Source organism: Neisseria sp. HMSC055H02, from assembly GCF_001813335.1.
In the GTDB taxonomy this organism is placed as follows: domain Bacteria; phylum Pseudomonadota; class Gammaproteobacteria; order Burkholderiales; family Neisseriaceae; genus Neisseria; species Neisseria sicca_C.
Genome location: NZ_KV812097.1, coordinates 87,842 through 102,667, shown reverse-complemented (window position 1 = coordinate 102,667; position 14,826 = coordinate 87,842). Strand labels below are relative to the sequence as shown.

Below are 14,826 nucleotides of genomic sequence, written 5' to 3'. Positions count from 1 at the left end.
GTCTGAAAAGTTTTCAGACGACCTTTTATCGCAACTTGAAAGCTTGTTTTTAATTTTGTCTTGCTGTCTTGATGATATAACCAATTTAAATTTATCATTTCTTGACTATTTGTTATGTTTTCATTTTTTAATATAACTTAAATAATAATTTCAAAAAAACAAACTAACACATATCTGCCGCTGTCAATACAACAGCAAACGGATGAAAATGCTTGCTATTCTCTTTTCACCCTATTTTTCATTTTGGAGTGCTAATATGCAAACACTTAACATGGAAGATTTACAACAAGTTTCCGGCGGCTTTAATTTCAGTCGAAGCGCGGTTTCAGGAGCCGGCCGCTGGGTTGGTGCCGGCGCAGGTGCTTTTGCCGGCGGCTTTACCGGAATGGCATTAGGCGCGATTGCAGGACCGGGCGGTATGGCTGCCGGTGGTGCTATCGGAGCCAATGTAGGTAGAGTTTTAGGAGGCAGATTAGGTTCGTTTGTCGCCAGAAGATCGTTTGGCTATTAAATTATTGCCGATCAAACTCCGTATCCCGTAAATATTTTCGGGATACGGATTCTTTATCAATAATCCTGAAGGATAAAGGCATGAAAAATTTTTGGGAAAATTATAAGAAAAACCTGCAGTTGCTCGCCAATTTTGCCAAAAAATATTGGAAGGTCCTACTGGTCATCAGCTTCGCTGTAAACTTTATTGTCATCGGGGTGAACACCATCCTGAGCCTCTATGTGATCAATCCGAAATATTTTTTAGGGGAAGAATATTTCCTTTCAGAAATTATCGAAAGCCTCGTCGCAGTAAGCTTGATGATATGGACATTCCTGAAATATATTCAGTACAAACAGAAAAATGCTTCTTCGAAAGATTCTTCTTCAAATTAAATACGGAACAATCCCAAACTTTATAAGAAGGATAAAGACATGAAAAATTTTTGGGAAAATTATAATAAAAATTTGAATTTAGTCGCAAGTTTCAGCAAACAATACTGGAAGGTATTGCTGATTATATGCTTTGCAGCCAGCTTTACTGTTTTCCTTGCGAACTTGATTTTGAGCCTTATCATCAATCCGAAGTATTTCTTTGGAGGAGACCGTTTTCTTCCCGACTGGGTCGAAGTGTTAATTATGTGTACCTTGGTTGAGCTGATGTTCTTGAAATACATAAAATCTAAAAAGAAAAAATCGCTTCCAGAATAGGTACAAACAGATTAGCCCAACCTTGTCTTTTCAATGGATTATATCTTTTTCCTGTCTGTCAAAATTTCTAAAACCAAGGTCGTCTGAAAAGTTTTCAGACGACCTTTTACTATAAATAATTAAAATAAAAAGCGCGAACCTTGCGATTCGCGCTTTTTTCAGACGGCCTCAATTATTTCTTGTCGTCTTTTACTTCTTCAAAGTCGGCATCTACCACGTCGTCGTCTTTCTTGGCGGAAGACGGTTCGGCTTGTGCGCTTTCGCCTGCTTGGGCTTCGGCTTGTGCCTGTGCGTAAACCATTTCGCCCAGTTTTTGGCTGGCTGTGCCCAGCGCTTCGGCTTTGGCATCGATGGCGGCTTTGTCGTCGCCTTTCACGGCTTCTTCAGCTTCTTTCAGCGCGGCTTCGATTTTTTCTTTCTCGGCTGCGTCGAGTTTGTCGCCGTAGTCGGCCAAAGATTTTTTCACGGAGTGAATCAGGGCTTCGGCTTGGTTGCGGGAAGCGACCAATTCAGTCAGTTTTTTATCTTCCTCAGCATTGGCTTCGGCATCTTTCACCATGCGTTCGATTTCTTCTTCGCTCAAGCCTGAAGAACCTTGGATGGTGATGTTGGCTGCTTTGCCTGTGCCTTTGTCTTTGGCGGAAACGTGCAGGATGCCGTTGGCGTCAATGTCGAAGGTGACTTCGATTTGCGGCATGCCGCGCGGTGCGGGTGCGATGTCGCCCAAGTTGAACTGACCCAAAGATTTGTTGGCGGAAGCGCGTTCGCGTTCGCCTTGCAGCACATGGATGGTTACTGCGCTTTGGTTGTCTTCGGCGGTAGAGAACACTTGCGACGCTTTGGTCGGGATGGTGGTGTTCTTCTGAATCAGCTTGGTCATCACGCCGCCCATGGTTTCGATACCCAAGGACAGAGGGGTTACGTCCAGCAGCAATACGTCGCTGCGGCCGCCGCTCAATACTTCGCCTTGAATCGCTGCGCCTACGGCAACGGCTTCGTCAGGGTTCACGTCTTTGCGCGGCTCTTTGCCAAAGAAGTCTCTAACGGCTTCTTGTACTTTCGGCATACGGCTTTGACCGCCGACCAAAATCACGTCGTCGATGTCGCTGGTGCTCAAACCGGCATCTTTCAATGCGGTGCGGCAAGGCTCGATAGAGCGGGCAATCAGGTCTTCAACCAAGCTTTCAAATTTGGCACGGGTAATTTTCATTGCCAAGTGTTTCGGGCCGGTTGCGTCCATGGTGATGTACGGCAGGTTGATTTCGGTTTGCTGGCCGCTAGACAATTCGATTTTGGCTTTTTCGGCAGCCTCTTTCAGGCGTTGCAATGCCATCACGTCTTGTTTCAAATCAATGCCTTGGTCTTTTTTGAACTCGGCGATGATGTAGTCGATGAGGCGTTGGTCGAAGTCTTCACCACCCAAGAAGGTGTCGCCGTTGGTGGCCAATACTTCGAATTGTTTGTCGCCGTCGAGGTTGGCGATTTCGATGATGGAAATATCGAAGGTACCGCCGCCCAAGTCATATACGGCTACTTTGCGGTCTTTGTTGTCGCCTTTGTCCATACCGAATGCCAAAGCGGCTGCGGTCGGCTCGTTGATGATGCGTTTTACGTCCAAACCGGCGATGCGGCCTGCGTCTTTGGTGGCTTGACGTTGGCTGTCGTTGAAGTAGGCCGGAACGGTAATCACGGCTTCGGTTACTTTTTCGCCCAAATAAGATTCGGCGGCTTCTTTCATTTTACGCAGGACTTCTGCGGAAACTTGCGGCGGAGACAGCTCTTTGCCTTGCGCTTTCACCCATGCGTCGCCGTTGTTGGCTTTGATGATTTCGAAAGGCATGGATTCGATGTCGCGTTGGACTTCTTTGTCTTCAAATTTATGACCGATCAAACGTTTGACGGCGTAGATGGTGTTTTTAGCGTTGGTTACGGCTTGGCGTTTGGCGGGTGCGCCGACGAGGACTTCTCCGCCGTCTAGATAAGCGACGACAGACGGCGTAGTGCGTGCGCCTTCTGCGTTTTCAATAACTTTGGTTTGACCGTTTTCAGAGATGGATACACAAGAGTTGGTTGTACCTAAGTCGATACCGATTACTTTTGCCATATTGATGTTGCTCCTAAAAAGATTTTTCTAAATTAATAATTGTGTGGAACATTTTGTTCCGTTGACCTGTAAATAAGGTTGCCCGATATTTTTTCAAGGGTTTTGTTGAAATTTTTTTTATATAAAATTCAACAAGCTAGACTATTTATCCACAGGACGGTATTTTGTTTTTCAGACGACCTTGTCTTTGTTTTCCGATTGAGCATCATCGGAATGATTTTCCAAAAGCGGGATTGGAGCTTGAGGGACGGGGAAGGGTCGTCTGAAAATTTTATGCTTGATAAACTTTATCAAGCGGTGCCTTCAGGATTCTTGTTTCGCCACGACAACCATTGCGGGACGCAGTACGCGGTCGGACAGGGTGTAGCCTTTTTTCATGACGCTGACGATGGTGTTCGGCTCTTGCTCGCTGACGACCGCCTGCATTGCTTGATGTTGGTGTGGGTCGAGTTTGTCGCCGGGCTGCGGGTTGATTTCTTTGATGTGCGTGGCGTCAAATGCTTTTTGCAATTCGTTCAGCGTCATTTGCACGCCCATTTTCAGCGCGTCGAAATTGCCGCTTTGGTCGAGCAGCGCCATTTCGAGATAGTCTTTGACCGGCAGCATTTCGGCGGCAAATTTTTGTCCGGCGAATTTGTGCGTATCGGCAATTTCCTGCTGATGGCGGCGGCGCAGGTTTTGCTCGTTCGCTAGGCCGCGCAGTTCGCTGTCTTTCAACTGTCCTTCCAACTCGGCGATACGCGCCTGCAATTCTTCGTAAGTCGGCGGTTCGGTAGCTTCGGGTTGTTCGGTTTTGGGGGCTTGGGCGGCTTCTGCGTTTGCCGCCTCTTCGGTTTCGTGTTGATATTGTTCGTGATGTTCGCTCATTTCATGCATCCTTTGGAATGGTTTGAATCGAATGCTACTTTATATAAGGTCGTCTGAAAAAACTTCAAGCACACGGAAACCATCATAAGCATATTCCGCAATGCGCTATCGCAAATCGTTGATAAAAGGTAAGATACACCGACACCATCCTATTTTCAGACGACCCCCAACATGAAAAAAGACCACCTGAACACAACCGATTTCAACCTCTGGCACACCATCCGCGAAGAAACCGCAGCCGCAGCCGCAGCCGAACCGATGCTGGCGAGCTTTTTGCACCAAACCGTATTGCGCCACGACTCGCTCGATTCCGTCCTTGCCTACCACCTTTCCAGCAAACTCGGCAGCCCGATTATGGACGTGCGCGCCCTGTTTGAAATTTACCAGCAGGCATTGGGCAGCGACGCGCGCATCAGCAACTGCGTCGAAGCCGACTTGAAAGCCATTTACGAACGCGACCCCGCGTGCGACGAATATTCGCTGCCGCTTCTGTATTTCAAAGGTTTCCACGCCATTCAGGCGCACCGCATCAATCACTGGCTCTATCAAAACGGCCGAAAAACGCTGGCGTATTTCCTGCAAAATCGTATGTCGGAAGTCTTCGGCGTCGATATTCACCCCGCCGCCCGTTTCGGTCATGGGCTGATGCTCGACCACGCCACCGGTTTCGTCGCCGGCGAAACTGCCGTGTTGGGCAACAATATTTCCATCCTGCACGGCGTAACGCTCGGCGGCTCGGGCAAGGAAAGCGGCGACCGCCATCCGAAAATCGGCGACGGCGTGATGATCGGCGCGAACGCTTCGATATTGGGCAACATCCGCATCGGCGACAATTCCAAAATCGGCGCAGGCAGCGTGGTCGTTGCGGACGTACCGTCGTCAATCACCGTCGTCGGCGTACCTGCCAAACCGGTGGGGCGTTCGGTCAAAACCCCATCGGCGGACATGGACCAGAGTTTGCAGGGTACGGCGATGGATTTTGTGATTTGAATTGAATTGTCCGATTAAGACCGCAAATATAGTGGATTAAACTTTAAACCAGTACGGCGTTGCCTCGCCTTAGCTCAAAGAGAACGATTCTCTAAGGTGCTGAAGCACCAAGTGAATCGGTACCGTACTATCTGTACTGTCTGCGGCTTCGTCGCCTTGTCCTGATTTAAATTTAATCCACTATATAAAAAGGTCGTCTGAAAACCTGATGGATAAGGTTTTCAGACGACCTTTTTATATACGGCTGACACGCTTATTTTTTTGATACGACGCCCGCTGTTAACCGCCATTCCTCATAGGATTGAATCTAATTTTGAATTGAAGATTTCCGATGGATTCCCGTCTGAGCGGGAATAATGCACCAATAAATATGTTGTCTCTAAAAATCAGCTTGGCAGCCAGAGTCGGTATTGGATGTATAAGTCAGCGTTATTGCCCCGATACTGCATTCCGTTCGTTGCTGCGCAGGCGTTCCAAATGGTTTTTGACTTCCTGTACTTTTGCTTCGGTAAATAGGTTGGCGATATTTTTCCAAATGCTGTGGTAACCGTAGGGACCGTGCTGCATTTCGGCTTTTGCCTCTTCAATCTGCCAGCCTTGGTAAAGGATGCGGTACATTCCGGCAATCAGCCCCGTCCTGTCCGCACCGTGGTAGCAATGGATGAGGACTGCGCCGTTTTGTTGCTGTTTTTCAATCAGGTACAGGATTTCGGCGATGTCTTTAGGTTTGACATTTCACGACAGCAGCGGGCGGTTGATGATGTTGATGCCGTATGGTTTGAGATGGTCGTCGTCATTGCGGTCGAAAAAGCGCAGATTGACGACGCTTTTGATACCCTGCTGTGAAATGGTTTCGCCGTCCTCGGGGACGGGCTGTTCGCTGCGGTAGAGTTTGTCGTCGATACGGTAAAAGTTGGCATCTTGCTTGACGGATACTGCCCAAAGTCGGGTATTCATGGTTCGTGTTTCTTGAGTGGACGAGGCTTGGCAGGCGGCAAGCAGGAAGGCTGAGAAGATAATCGGTATGGTTCGTTTCATCATATAGGGATGGATTCAAAAGGTAAAAAGGTCGTCTGAAAAAGGAATCTGTTTTCAGACGACGTGTTTGATGTTTGAGAAAATCGCTTTATTCCCATACGTTCGCCCTCTCGACCTCTTTCCACGCGGCGAGAATCAGGCTGCCGTCGTTGTCTTTCAACAGCGTCGCGTCGGAAAGCATACGCCGCCAGGTGCGGGCGTTTTTCAGGCCGTGCATCAGCCCGAGGCTGTGGCGGACGATGTGGCGCAAGATTGTGCCGCGCCCGGCTTGGATTTGGGTTTGGCTGTATGTGTAGAGGCGTTGCACCAAATCGGCGTATTCAATCGGGCTGCGGGTATCGCCGTAAAACAGCCTGTCCCATTCATGCATGATCATCGGGTTGTGATACGCCTCGCGTCCGACCATTACGCCGTCAACGTGTTGCAGGTGTCCGGCGATTGCTTCGTTGGTGGTGATGCCGCCGTTGATGATGATTTCCAGATCGGGAAACTCTTTTTTCAAGCGGTAAACGTAATCGTATTTCAACGGCGGAACGTCGCGGTTTTCTTTGGGGGAGAGTCCGTCCAGCCATGCGTTGCGGGCGTGGACGATGAAGGTTTTGCAAGCGGTTTTGTCGCGCAGCGTGCCGACGAAATCGGCGACGGTTTGGTATTCGGTCTGCCTGTCAACGCCGATGCGGTGTTTGACGGTAACGGGGATGCCGACCGCGTCCTGCATGGCGTTGAGGCAGTCGGCAACCAGCATGACTTCGTTCATCAGACACGCGCCGAACGAGCCTTTCTGTACGCGCGGGCTGGGGCAGCCGCAGTTGAGGTTGACCTCGTTGTAGCCGTATTCTTCTGCGGCTTTGGCCGCTTTCGCCAAATCGGACGGGTCGCTGCCGCCCAGTTGCAGGGCGACGGGCTGCTCGCCTTCGTTGAACATCAAAAAGCGGTCTTTGTCGCCATAAACGATGGCACCGGAATTGACCATTTCGCTGTAAAGCCATGTGTTGCGGGTAATTTGGCGGGCGAGGTAGCGGTAGTGGCGGTCCGTCCAGTCGAGCATGGGGGCGACGGAAAGGCGGCGGGACGGGAGGTTGGTTTGAGACATTATGTAGTGTGTAAACAGTGTTTCAGACGACCTTTGTTCTTGAAGGTCGTCTGAAAAGGAAACGGATTAAACGGATGGCGGGACGGCGGAAAACCGATGCTCCAGTTGGCTGTATAGCAAAGCTTAAGGTTGCTTTTGCTTTTCTCCGACGATTTGTTCAAATGCTCGGATTAAGCTTGAAGCGATAACCTCCTCGCTAAACTCCGCCAAACAATCTCGACGCAGTTTTTCATGATCGAAGCGTTCGCGATTTTCATACATTTCAATCAATGCACCGGTAAGCGCGGGGATATTTTCGGTCGGCACCAAAATACCGTTCCCGGGCGTAACGATGGATTGCGGACCACCGCACATGGTGGCGATGACGGGCAAGCCCTGAGACAACGCTTCAATAAACACGACCCCGAAGGTTTCCGTGCGGCTGGCAAGGACGAAAGCGTCGCTTTGGCGCATCAAATCTAATACTTCGTCCGTAGTGAGCGCGCCGAGGAAGCTGACGGCATGCGTAATGCCCAACTCTTGTGCCAAACGGCGCAAATTGGCGGCTTCCACGCCGTCCCCGCCGATTTTCAATTTGAGGAAAGGATATTTTTCCAATGCTTTCGCAAAGGCCGGCAGCAGGAGGTCATGCCCTTTCAGATGGCGCAGATGCGAAACGGTACAGAAGGTGTAGTCTTGGTTTCCTTTATCGGGAAACGTGAAATCCCGTGCGAAATTGTCGCCCAGTACGTTGGGCAGGTATTCCCATTCCAAACCGTATTTTTCCTTCAGCAGGCGGCTGAAATCGCGGCTGACGGCAAAACGCGCGGCACTATGTTCGGCAGCGAGGCGCATGATCGGCCATTGGTGGGGCCGTATGAGGTTGCGGGTAATGGTGCTACTGTGTTCGGTAATGACGTAGGGAATACCGTAAGTCTTATAAATTTCGTAAGCGAGGATGCCCGCGTAGTTCATGGAGTGTGCATGAACAATATCGGGGCGGCCGTTTTCACGCACATACCGCGCAAATGCCTTCATCCCCGCGCGCACCCAGCGGATGCGGTCCAAATCAATAACAGGAAAACGGGGGAAAAAATACATACTGTCGTAAGCGTAGGTATTCAACCCGCCCTGATTGTGTTTCCGGATGCCGTACGGACCGGTAAAAATAGATTTGGTATGGACGCGCAAATAGCGGAACATCGGCGCAATCACCCCGACTTTCAAACCTTTTCGCTGCAAGGCTTGTGCTTGAAGACGGAAAAAGATTCCGTCCACATCGGTTTCAGTTTTGGGATACCAAGAAGGAATAACGGCAACGTGCATGAAAAAACTTTCGTAATAATCAATCTGAGGTCGTCTGAAAAAACATTCGCCGTTTTCAGACGACCTTTTTAATAACCGGGTAAAACCTACTCCCCCGCCACGGTCATGCTCTCGATCAGCACCGAACCGATTTTGTTGGAAGAGCGGCGCAGCGCGTCGTTGGCAGTACCGACGATGCCGAGGTACATATCCTGCAAGCGGCCGGCGATGGTGATTTCTTGGACGGGGTGGCTGATGATGCCGTTTTCCACCCAAAAGCCTGCCGCGCCGCGCGAGTAGTCGCCCGTGATGGTGTTCACGCCCTGCCCCATAAGCTCGGTAACCAACAATCCCGTGCCCATTTCTTTCAGCAGGTCGGACTGCGTTTCGTGCGTATGGTTCAAATAAATGTTGTGCGCGCCGCCGGCGTTGCCCGTGGTCTGCATACCGAGTTTTCTCGCGCTGTAACTGCTGAGGAAATAGCCTTCGACAATGCCGTCGCGGATGACGAAACGCGGCCGCGTGGCGACGCCTTCGGAGTCGAAATAAGTGCTGCCGAAGGCGCGGGTGATGTGCGGTTCTTCGCGCAGGCTGAGGAAATCGGGCAGGACTTTTCTGCCTATGCTGTCGATCAGGAAGCTGCTTTGGCGGTAGAGCGCGCCGCCGCTGAGTGCGCCGACGAGGTGTCCGATAAGGCCTCCTGCGACGGTGGTATCGAAGAGGACGGGATAGCTGCCTGTCGGGATGCTGCGGCTGTTCAGACGACGTAAGGTACGCTCGGCGGCGGTTTTGCCGATTTGCTCGGGGCTGTCCATGTCTTGATGGCGGCAGGCTGCGTCGTACCAGTAGTCACGCTGCATACCGTTTTCGTCGGCGGCAACGATGCTGCACGAAATGCTGTGGCGCGTGCCTTGTTGGTGGGCGGTGAAGCCGTGGGTGTTGCCGTAAACGTATTGGTAATGTCCGGTCTGAACGCCTGCGCCTTCGGAGTTTTCGATGCGTTCATCCGCGCTCAGGGCGGCTTGTTCACATTGTTTTGCCAACTCGACGGCGGCTTCCGTGCTTAAATCCCATTCGTGATAACGGTCGAGGTCGCCGACGTGTCGCGCCATCAGTGAAGCATCTGCCAGACCTGCGCAATCGTCTTCGGCGGTATAGCGGGCGATGTCGATAGCGGCTTTGACGGTGTCTTGCAGGGCTTTTTCGGAAAAGTCGGCGGTGCTGGCGCGGCCTTTGCGTTTGCCGACGTACACGGTAATATCCAGCGATTTATCCTGCTGGAACTCGATTTGTTCGATTTCGCCCAGCCGTACGCTGACGCTTTGTCCGATGGATTCGCTAAAGTCGGCTTCGGCAGCCGCCGCGCCCATGTTTTTTGCCAAATCCAAGGCGTGCCCGCATAAGCCGGTCAGCTCGGAGGCGGTGTGGTTAAACAGCATAAAAGGTTTCCTGACAGAGGTTTGCGGCATTTTAACCGTTTTCAGACGACCTCGGCAAAAATACCGCCGCAGAAGCTATAGTGGATTAAATTTAAATCAGGACAAGGCGACGAAGCCGCAGACAGTACAGATAGTACGGTAAGGGCGAGGCAACGCCGTACTGGTTTAAATTTAATCCACTATAAAAGATCGTCTGAAAACGCCGTTTCAACAGGGCATTGACGTGGAACCTGCCCGAACGTGCTAAAATACCCGAAACAAAATTAAAGGTTTATCAAAATGTTTGAAAACGAAGACGAATGGGTCAGCAAAACCCAAATGAAAAAGCAGATGAACGATTTGCAGGCTTTGGGCATGGAGTTGACCAAACTCTCGACCGATACGCTGAAAAAAATCGGCTTGGACGAAGACTTGTACGAAGCCGTCGTTACCTACAAAAAAATCACGTCCAACGGCGCGCTCAAACGCCAAAGCCAATTCATCGGCAGGCTCATGCGCGACACCGACCCCGCGCCCATCGAAGCCTTCCTCGCCAAACTGCGCGGCGAAAATACCGCCCACAACGCCTTCTTACAACGCGTCGAACAAGCCCGCACGCGCCTCTTGGCGGACGACAACGCAATCACCCAATTCATGGCGGACTTCCCCCATGCCGACGCAGGCAAATTGCGCACCTTAATCCGCAACACGAAAAAAGAGCAGGAACAAAACAAACCGCCGAAAAACTTCCGCGCACTCTTCCAAGAAATCAAATCCGTCATGGAAGGCAGTCAGAGCGATGATTTGGAAGAAACGCGGGATTGGGAAGAATAAATAAAAAGGTCGTCTGAAAACCAACTTCAGACGACCTTTTTATTCATTTCAAAACAACCGCTGCATCAGATGCGCATCGGCATAACGATGTATTTGAAGTTCGGATTGTTCGGCACAGTAAACAAGGTCGAGCGGTTGGCATCGCCGAAGGCGAGCTGCATATCGTCGGAATGGATGTTGCGCAATACATCCATCAGATAGCCGATGTTAAAGCCGACTTCGAGTTCGCCGCCTTGGTAGGCGATTTCGAGTTCTTCGCGGGCTTCTTCCTGCTCGTTGTTGCTGCACACGACGCTCAAGAGGCCGGGTTGCAGGAACAGGCGCGCGCCGCGGAATTTTTCGTTGGCAAGGATGGCGGCACGTTCAAGTGCACCCAAAAGTTGGGTACGGGAAACGAGGAAGATTTTGTCGTTGTCCAGCGGGATGACGCGATTGAAGTCGGGGAATTTGCCGTCGATGACTTTGCTGACGATGGTCGTGCCGTTGCATTGGAAGCGTACTTGGTTGTTGAGCAACTCGACGCTGATGGGTTCGGACGGGTTGTTCAGCAATTTGAAGAGTTCCAAAACGGTTTTGCGCGGCAGGATGACTTCGGTTTTGGGCAGTTCGGCTTCGATTTGGCTGGCGGCGTAGGCAAGGCGGTGGCCGTCGGTGGCGACGAGGCGCAGTTGGTTGCCTTCAACCTGCATCAGCAAGCCGTTGAGGTAGTAGCGGATGTCTTGTACCGCCATGCTGTATTGGACTTGCGAGAGCATGGTTTTGAAGGTTTCTTGCGACAGAGAAAACGCGGCGCTGATGTCTTCGCCGACGCTCATCAGCGGGAAGTCTTCGGCAGGCAGGGTTTGCAGGGCGAAGCGTGATTTGCCTGCACGCAGGGTCAGGCGGTTGTCCGCCCAGTCAAGCGAAACGATGGCGCTATCAGGCAAGGCGCGCAAGATGTCTTGGAATTTTTTGGCGTTGGTGGTGATGCGGAAGTCGCCTGCCTGACTTTCCGGACCGGCGGTGTTGATTTGGATTTCCAAGTCGGTCGCCAAGAGTTTGGTTTGACCGTCTTTGCTTTCGAGCAGGACGTTAGAGAGGATGGGCAGGGTATGGCGGCGTTCGACGATACCGGTAACGGCTTGCAGCGGCTTGAGCAGACTGTCGCGGTCGGCTTGTAAAATCAGCATGGTCAATTCCTTTTGAATCGGTTATTTCGGGTGTTTTTGAATCGGGTTCGGCGGACGAGATGGTTGATTCGCCGCCGTTAAAATCAAAGTGTATTTGTGTTTTCAGACGACCTTTTAAGAGAGGGGTCGTCTGAAAGACGGTTCTGACTCAGTTTTGAATCAGAATCAGGAGTTTTTCGTAATCTTGCGCCAACTCGGGATCTTCTTCGCGCAGTTTTGCTACGGCTTTCACGCCGTGCATGACGGTCGTGTGGTCGCGTCCGCCGAACGCGTCGCCGATGGACGGCAGGCTGAGAGTGGTAAGTTCTTTGGTCAGGCTCATGGCGACCTGACGCGGACGGGCAATGTTGCGCGTGCGCTTTTTGCCGAGTATATCGCTGATTTTAATGCGGTAATATTTGGCAGTCGCGTCGATAATGGTATCGGCGGTAATGATTTTGTGTTTTTCGGCAATGATGTCCTGCAAAGCCGTACGCGCCAAATCCATGTCGATAACGGGGCGGTTCATGAAGCGGCTGCTGGCGCTGACGCGGTTGAATGCGCCTTCCAGTTCGCGCACGTTGGAACGAATCAGGTTGGCGACAAACAATGCGGCTTCGTCTTCAATGCTGATGCCTGCTGCTTCTGCCTTTTTCTGCAAAATCGCCACGCGCATTTCCAGCTCGGGCGGCTCGAGTTCCAAAGTCAAACCCCATGAAAAACGCGATTTGAGGCGGTCGTCCATGCCTTCGATTTTGGCAGGCAACACGTCGCAAGTGAGGATGAGCTGTTTTTTCTCGTTATGGAAATGGTTGTACAGATAGAAGAATTCTTCCATCGTACGGTCTTTGCCTTTGATGAACTGGATGTCGTCGATAATCAGCAGATCGTATTGTTTGTATTGCTGCTTGAATACATCATAAGTATTGTTGCGCACCGCCTTCATAAAGCTGCGGATATAGTCGTCTGAATGCATATAGCGCACTTTGGCGTCAGGACGGTTTTTCAGCAGTTCGTTACCGATGGCCTGCACCAAGTGGGTTTTACCCAAACCCGTGCTGCCATACAGGAAAAACGGGTTGTAGCCCTGCCCCGGGTTCTCGGCAATGGCTTGGGCGGCGGCGGCGGCAAGGCGGTTGCCCTTACCTTCTACCAAAGTATCGAATGTATAGTCGCGCGACAGATTGGTCTGCTCGTAACGCGCTTCTTCCGCATCGCGCTGCGCTTCCGTTTTGGCTTTGGCAACGACTTTGGATTCTGTAGGCGCGGCGGCAGGCTGCTTGTTTTCGTGCGGCAGGTTTTTCATGCGCTGCGCCAATATGTCCGCCGCCGTTTTCGCAACGGAGGGTTTGTCTGAGTTTTCAGACGACGTCTCGTCCGAAAAAGATTCTTGTGCGTCCGCTTTCGGCATTTCTTCCGTCAACGCAGCGTGTTCAGGCGCAACCGCCCCCGCATTTTCCGCCATTTCATAATGCTGCCCCACGCCCGCCTTAAACGCAAAAGCCGCTTGCAGCGGAGCCAATTCCGCACGCACCACTTCGATTTTGGCGGCAAACTGGCTTTTGAGCATATTGCAGGCAAATTGGTTTTTACCGTAAACCACCCACACGCCGTTTTCCTCGCCCACGGTCAAGGGCGCAATCCATTGCGCGAACTGCCCGGCAGGCAAAATATCGTGAAGTCGGCGGAGGCACTGCGGCCAAAATTCTGCTAGCGTCATGAATAAGCTCGAGTCGTGGAAATCGTTGGAAAGAAACGGAGAGAAACCGTCGGAAATTGCAACCTTTGAAAATGCGGTTTCAGCCCGACGGAAAAAGTGTCGCAAATACCGCACAAACTCTATCCGCCAAACCGGACGCCGTCTGAAAATACAATGAAATTATTTTTGGAAAATCATCACGATAAATCCGCATCAACATTTTCAGACGACCTATCGCCCGACAAAGGGACAGGAAGTGCCGATTATACCCACTCCGCCAAACTTTATCCACAACCTGCCGGAAATTTTATCCACAAAGCGCCGCGCAAATCCGCAAACCGAATCACCCCGCGCGCCATATCCATTTACTCAACCGAGATTGACAAAAGATGAAAATTAGAGTGTAATTCACGGTTTATTTATCTACCGATTTTTTAGGAAACATCATGAAACGCACTTATCAACCTTCTGTTACCAAACGCAAACGTACCCACGGCTTCCTGGTTCGCTCCAAAACCCGCGGTGGCCGCGCAGTATTGGCAGCTCGTCGCGCCAAAGGCCGCAAACGCTTGGCAGTGTAATTTTGGACTACCGCTTCGGAAAGCAGTACCGCTTATTAAAAACGGATGATTTTTCATCCGTTTTTGCGTTCAAAAACCGGCGCAGCCGCGATTTGCTGCAAGTTTCCCAATCTGCCGACAACGGATTGAACCATCCGCGGCTCGGCTTGGTCGTCAGCAAAAAAACAGCGAAACGCGCGCATGAACGCAACTACATGAAGCGCGTCATCCGCGATTGGTTCAGGCTGAACAAAAACAGCCTGCCGCCACATGATTTCGTCGTACGCGTCCGCCTGGCATTCAACCGGCAAAATGCCGCCGAAGCCCGAAACCAATTGGCGCAACTCATGCGCAAACGCTGATGAATACTCTGTTGTCCAAATTCATCCTCGCGCTGATCCGTTTTTACCAATACGCCGTCAGCCCGCTGATACCACCGCGCTGCCGCTATACCCCGACCTGTTCGCAATATGCGGTCGAGGCAGTCAAAAAATACGGCGCATTCAAAGGCGGCTGGCTCGCCCTCAAACGCATCGCCCGCTGCCACCCTTTCGGCGGACACGGACACGACCCCGTCCCGTAATCCGAATC

The 14,826-nt window shown here is 51.3% G+C and carries 16 protein-coding genes and 2 pseudogenes; 9 read left to right on the top strand and 9 right to left on the bottom strand.

Going from position 1 to position 14,826, the window contains the following annotated elements:
• The first annotated feature begins 202 nt into the window (after nucleotides 1-202).
• The 3 genes from HMPREF2907_RS07900 to HMPREF2907_RS07890 all read left to right on the top strand — a co-directional run bounded on the left by HMPREF2907_RS07900 (nucleotide 203) and on the right by HMPREF2907_RS07890 (nucleotide 1,200).
• Nucleotides 203-511 (top strand): Blp family class II bacteriocin, encoded by a 309-nt coding sequence (locus HMPREF2907_RS07900; protein ID WP_107842477.1) that lies wholly within the window; start codon nucleotides 203-205, stop codon nucleotides 509-511.
• Between the two features lie 80 nt (nucleotides 512-591).
• Entirely contained in the window at nucleotides 592-885 is a 294-nt protein-coding gene (locus HMPREF2907_RS07895) for a hypothetical protein (RefSeq protein ID WP_070681888.1), read from the top strand.
• A 39-nt stretch (nucleotides 886-924) separates the two neighbouring features.
• A complete protein-coding gene (locus HMPREF2907_RS07890) occupies nucleotides 925-1,200 on the top strand; it encodes a hypothetical protein (protein WP_070681884.1) in 276 nt (91 codons plus the stop codon).
• A gap of 172 nt (nucleotides 1,201-1,372) precedes the next feature.
• Here HMPREF2907_RS07890 and dnaK read toward each other — a convergent pair whose 3' ends face one another.
• Together dnaK and grpE are read right to left on the bottom strand one after the other, a co-directional pair.
• Complete coding sequence (dnaK, locus tag HMPREF2907_RS07885) at nucleotides 1,373-3,304, bottom strand: molecular chaperone DnaK (RefSeq protein ID WP_003768126.1); 1,932 nt, start codon at nucleotides 3,302-3,304, stop codon at nucleotides 1,373-1,375.
• 303 nt (nucleotides 3,305-3,607) lie between these two features.
• Nucleotides 3,608-4,171, bottom strand: coding sequence for a nucleotide exchange factor GrpE (gene grpE / locus HMPREF2907_RS07880; protein WP_009311594.1), 564 nt, complete (start codon nucleotides 4,169-4,171; stop codon nucleotides 3,608-3,610).
• A 171-nt stretch (nucleotides 4,172-4,342) separates the two neighbouring features.
• Here grpE and cysE point away from each other — a divergent pair, with 171 nt between their 5' ends.
• Nucleotides 4,343-5,161, top strand: a complete 819-nt coding sequence (cysE, locus tag HMPREF2907_RS07875; protein WP_003768130.1) for a serine O-acetyltransferase — start codon at nucleotides 4,343-4,345, stop codon at nucleotides 5,159-5,161.
• Nucleotides 5,162-5,283: 122 nt separating this feature from the next.
• Here cysE and HMPREF2907_RS13715 read toward each other — a convergent pair.
• From HMPREF2907_RS13715 to pmbA, 5 genes and pseudogenes are all read right to left on the bottom strand, one after another.
• Nucleotides 5,284-5,346: pseudogene (locus HMPREF2907_RS13715) on the bottom strand (transposase); the annotation flags it as partial.
• A gap of 244 nt (nucleotides 5,347-5,590) precedes the next feature.
• Nucleotides 5,591-6,202: pseudogene (locus HMPREF2907_RS07870) on the bottom strand (phosphatase domain-containing putative toxin).
• A gap of 85 nt (nucleotides 6,203-6,287) precedes the next feature.
• On the bottom strand, nucleotides 6,288-7,292 hold the full coding sequence (gene dusA / locus HMPREF2907_RS07865; RefSeq protein ID WP_070681882.1) for a tRNA dihydrouridine(20/20a) synthase DusA: 1,005 nt from the start codon (nucleotides 7,290-7,292) through the stop codon (nucleotides 6,288-6,290).
• 123 nt (nucleotides 7,293-7,415) lie between these two features.
• Nucleotides 7,416-8,597, bottom strand: coding sequence for a glycosyltransferase (locus tag HMPREF2907_RS07860; RefSeq protein ID WP_070681879.1), 1,182 nt, complete (start codon nucleotides 8,595-8,597; stop codon nucleotides 7,416-7,418).
• Between the two features lie 86 nt (nucleotides 8,598-8,683).
• The gene (gene pmbA / locus HMPREF2907_RS07855; protein WP_070681876.1) at nucleotides 8,684-10,015 is read right to left on the bottom strand and encodes a metalloprotease PmbA; all 1,332 of its coding nucleotides are present in this window, start codon (nucleotides 10,013-10,015) and stop codon (nucleotides 8,684-8,686) included.
• Nucleotides 10,016-10,294: 279 nt separating this feature from the next.
• Between pmbA and yjgA the strand changes: the two genes are divergently transcribed.
• A complete protein-coding gene (gene yjgA / locus HMPREF2907_RS07850; protein ID WP_070681873.1) occupies nucleotides 10,295-10,828 on the top strand; it encodes a ribosome biogenesis factor YjgA in 534 nt (177 codons plus the stop codon).
• 65 nt (nucleotides 10,829-10,893) lie between these two features.
• Here the strand turns inward: yjgA and dnaN are convergent, their stop codons facing one another.
• Nucleotides 10,894-11,997, bottom strand: a complete 1,104-nt coding sequence (gene dnaN, locus HMPREF2907_RS07845) for a DNA polymerase III subunit beta (protein WP_003758101.1) — start codon at nucleotides 11,995-11,997, stop codon at nucleotides 10,894-10,896.
• A gap of 148 nt (nucleotides 11,998-12,145) precedes the next feature.
• The gene (gene dnaA / locus HMPREF2907_RS07840; RefSeq protein WP_070681870.1) at nucleotides 12,146-13,696 is read right to left on the bottom strand and encodes a chromosomal replication initiator protein DnaA; all 1,551 of its coding nucleotides are present in this window, start codon (nucleotides 13,694-13,696) and stop codon (nucleotides 12,146-12,148) included.
• Between the two features lie 153 nt (nucleotides 13,697-13,849).
• Between dnaA and HMPREF2907_RS07835 the strand changes: the two genes are divergently transcribed.
• The 4 genes from HMPREF2907_RS07835 to yidD are packed head-to-tail and all read left to right on the top strand — an operon-like array spanning nucleotide 13,850 to nucleotide 14,818.
• Entirely contained in the window at nucleotides 13,850-14,068 is a 219-nt protein-coding gene (locus tag HMPREF2907_RS07835; protein WP_231286228.1) for a hypothetical protein, read from the top strand.
• Between the two features lie 53 nt (nucleotides 14,069-14,121).
• On the top strand, nucleotides 14,122-14,256 hold the full coding sequence (gene rpmH, locus HMPREF2907_RS07830; RefSeq protein WP_002214728.1) for a 50S ribosomal protein L34: 135 nt from the start codon (nucleotides 14,122-14,124) through the stop codon (nucleotides 14,254-14,256).
• Between the two features lie 2 nt (nucleotides 14,257-14,258).
• The gene (gene rnpA / locus HMPREF2907_RS07825; RefSeq protein ID WP_003758090.1) at nucleotides 14,259-14,597 is read left to right on the top strand and encodes a ribonuclease P protein component; all 339 of its coding nucleotides are present in this window, start codon (nucleotides 14,259-14,261) and stop codon (nucleotides 14,595-14,597) included.
• Complete coding sequence (yidD, locus tag HMPREF2907_RS07820; protein WP_003758087.1) at nucleotides 14,597-14,818, top strand: membrane protein insertion efficiency factor YidD; 222 nt, start codon at nucleotides 14,597-14,599, stop codon at nucleotides 14,816-14,818. Before rnpA ends, yidD begins: the two co-directional genes overlap by 1 nt.
• The last annotated feature ends 8 nt before the right edge of the window (nucleotides 14,819-14,826 follow it).

Excerpts from the sequence above, each read along its gene's own strand:
- HMPREF2907_RS07900 (WP_107842477.1), top strand. The coding sequence starts at position 203 with ATGAAAATGCTTGCTATTCTCTTTTCACCCTATTTTTCATTTTGGAGT.
- HMPREF2907_RS07895 (WP_070681888.1), top strand. The coding sequence starts at position 592 with ATGAAAAATTTTTGGGAAAATTATAAGAAAAACCTGCAGTTGCTCGCC.
- HMPREF2907_RS07890 (WP_070681884.1), top strand. The coding sequence starts at position 925 with ATGAAAAATTTTTGGGAAAATTATAATAAAAATTTGAATTTAGTCGCA.
- dnaK (WP_003768126.1), bottom strand. The coding sequence starts at position 3,304 with ATGGCAAAAGTAATCGGTATCGACTTAGGTACAACCAACTCTTGTGTA.
- grpE (WP_009311594.1), bottom strand. The coding sequence starts at position 4,171 with ATGAGCGAACATCACGAACAATATCAACACGAAACCGAAGAGGCGGCA.
- cysE (WP_003768130.1), top strand. The coding sequence starts at position 4,343 with ATGAAAAAAGACCACCTGAACACAACCGATTTCAACCTCTGGCACACC.
- dusA (WP_070681882.1), bottom strand. The coding sequence starts at position 7,292 with ATGTCTCAAACCAACCTCCCGTCCCGCCGCCTTTCCGTCGCCCCCATG.
- HMPREF2907_RS07860 (WP_070681879.1), bottom strand. The coding sequence starts at position 8,597 with ATGCACGTTGCCGTTATTCCTTCTTGGTATCCCAAAACTGAAACCGAT.
- pmbA (WP_070681876.1), bottom strand. The coding sequence starts at position 10,015 with ATGCTGTTTAACCACACCGCCTCCGAGCTGACCGGCTTATGCGGGCAC.
- yjgA (WP_070681873.1), top strand. The coding sequence starts at position 10,295 with ATGTTTGAAAACGAAGACGAATGGGTCAGCAAAACCCAAATGAAAAAG.
- dnaN (WP_003758101.1), bottom strand. The coding sequence starts at position 11,997 with ATGCTGATTTTACAAGCCGACCGCGACAGTCTGCTCAAGCCGCTGCAA.
- dnaA (WP_070681870.1), bottom strand. The coding sequence starts at position 13,696 with ATGACGCTAGCAGAATTTTGGCCGCAGTGCCTCCGCCGACTTCACGAT.
- HMPREF2907_RS07835 (WP_231286228.1), top strand. The coding sequence starts at position 13,850 with ATGAAATTATTTTTGGAAAATCATCACGATAAATCCGCATCAACATTT.
- rpmH (WP_002214728.1), top strand. The coding sequence starts at position 14,122 with ATGAAACGCACTTATCAACCTTCTGTTACCAAACGCAAACGTACCCAC.
- yidD (WP_003758087.1), top strand. The coding sequence starts at position 14,597 with ATGAATACTCTGTTGTCCAAATTCATCCTCGCGCTGATCCGTTTTTAC.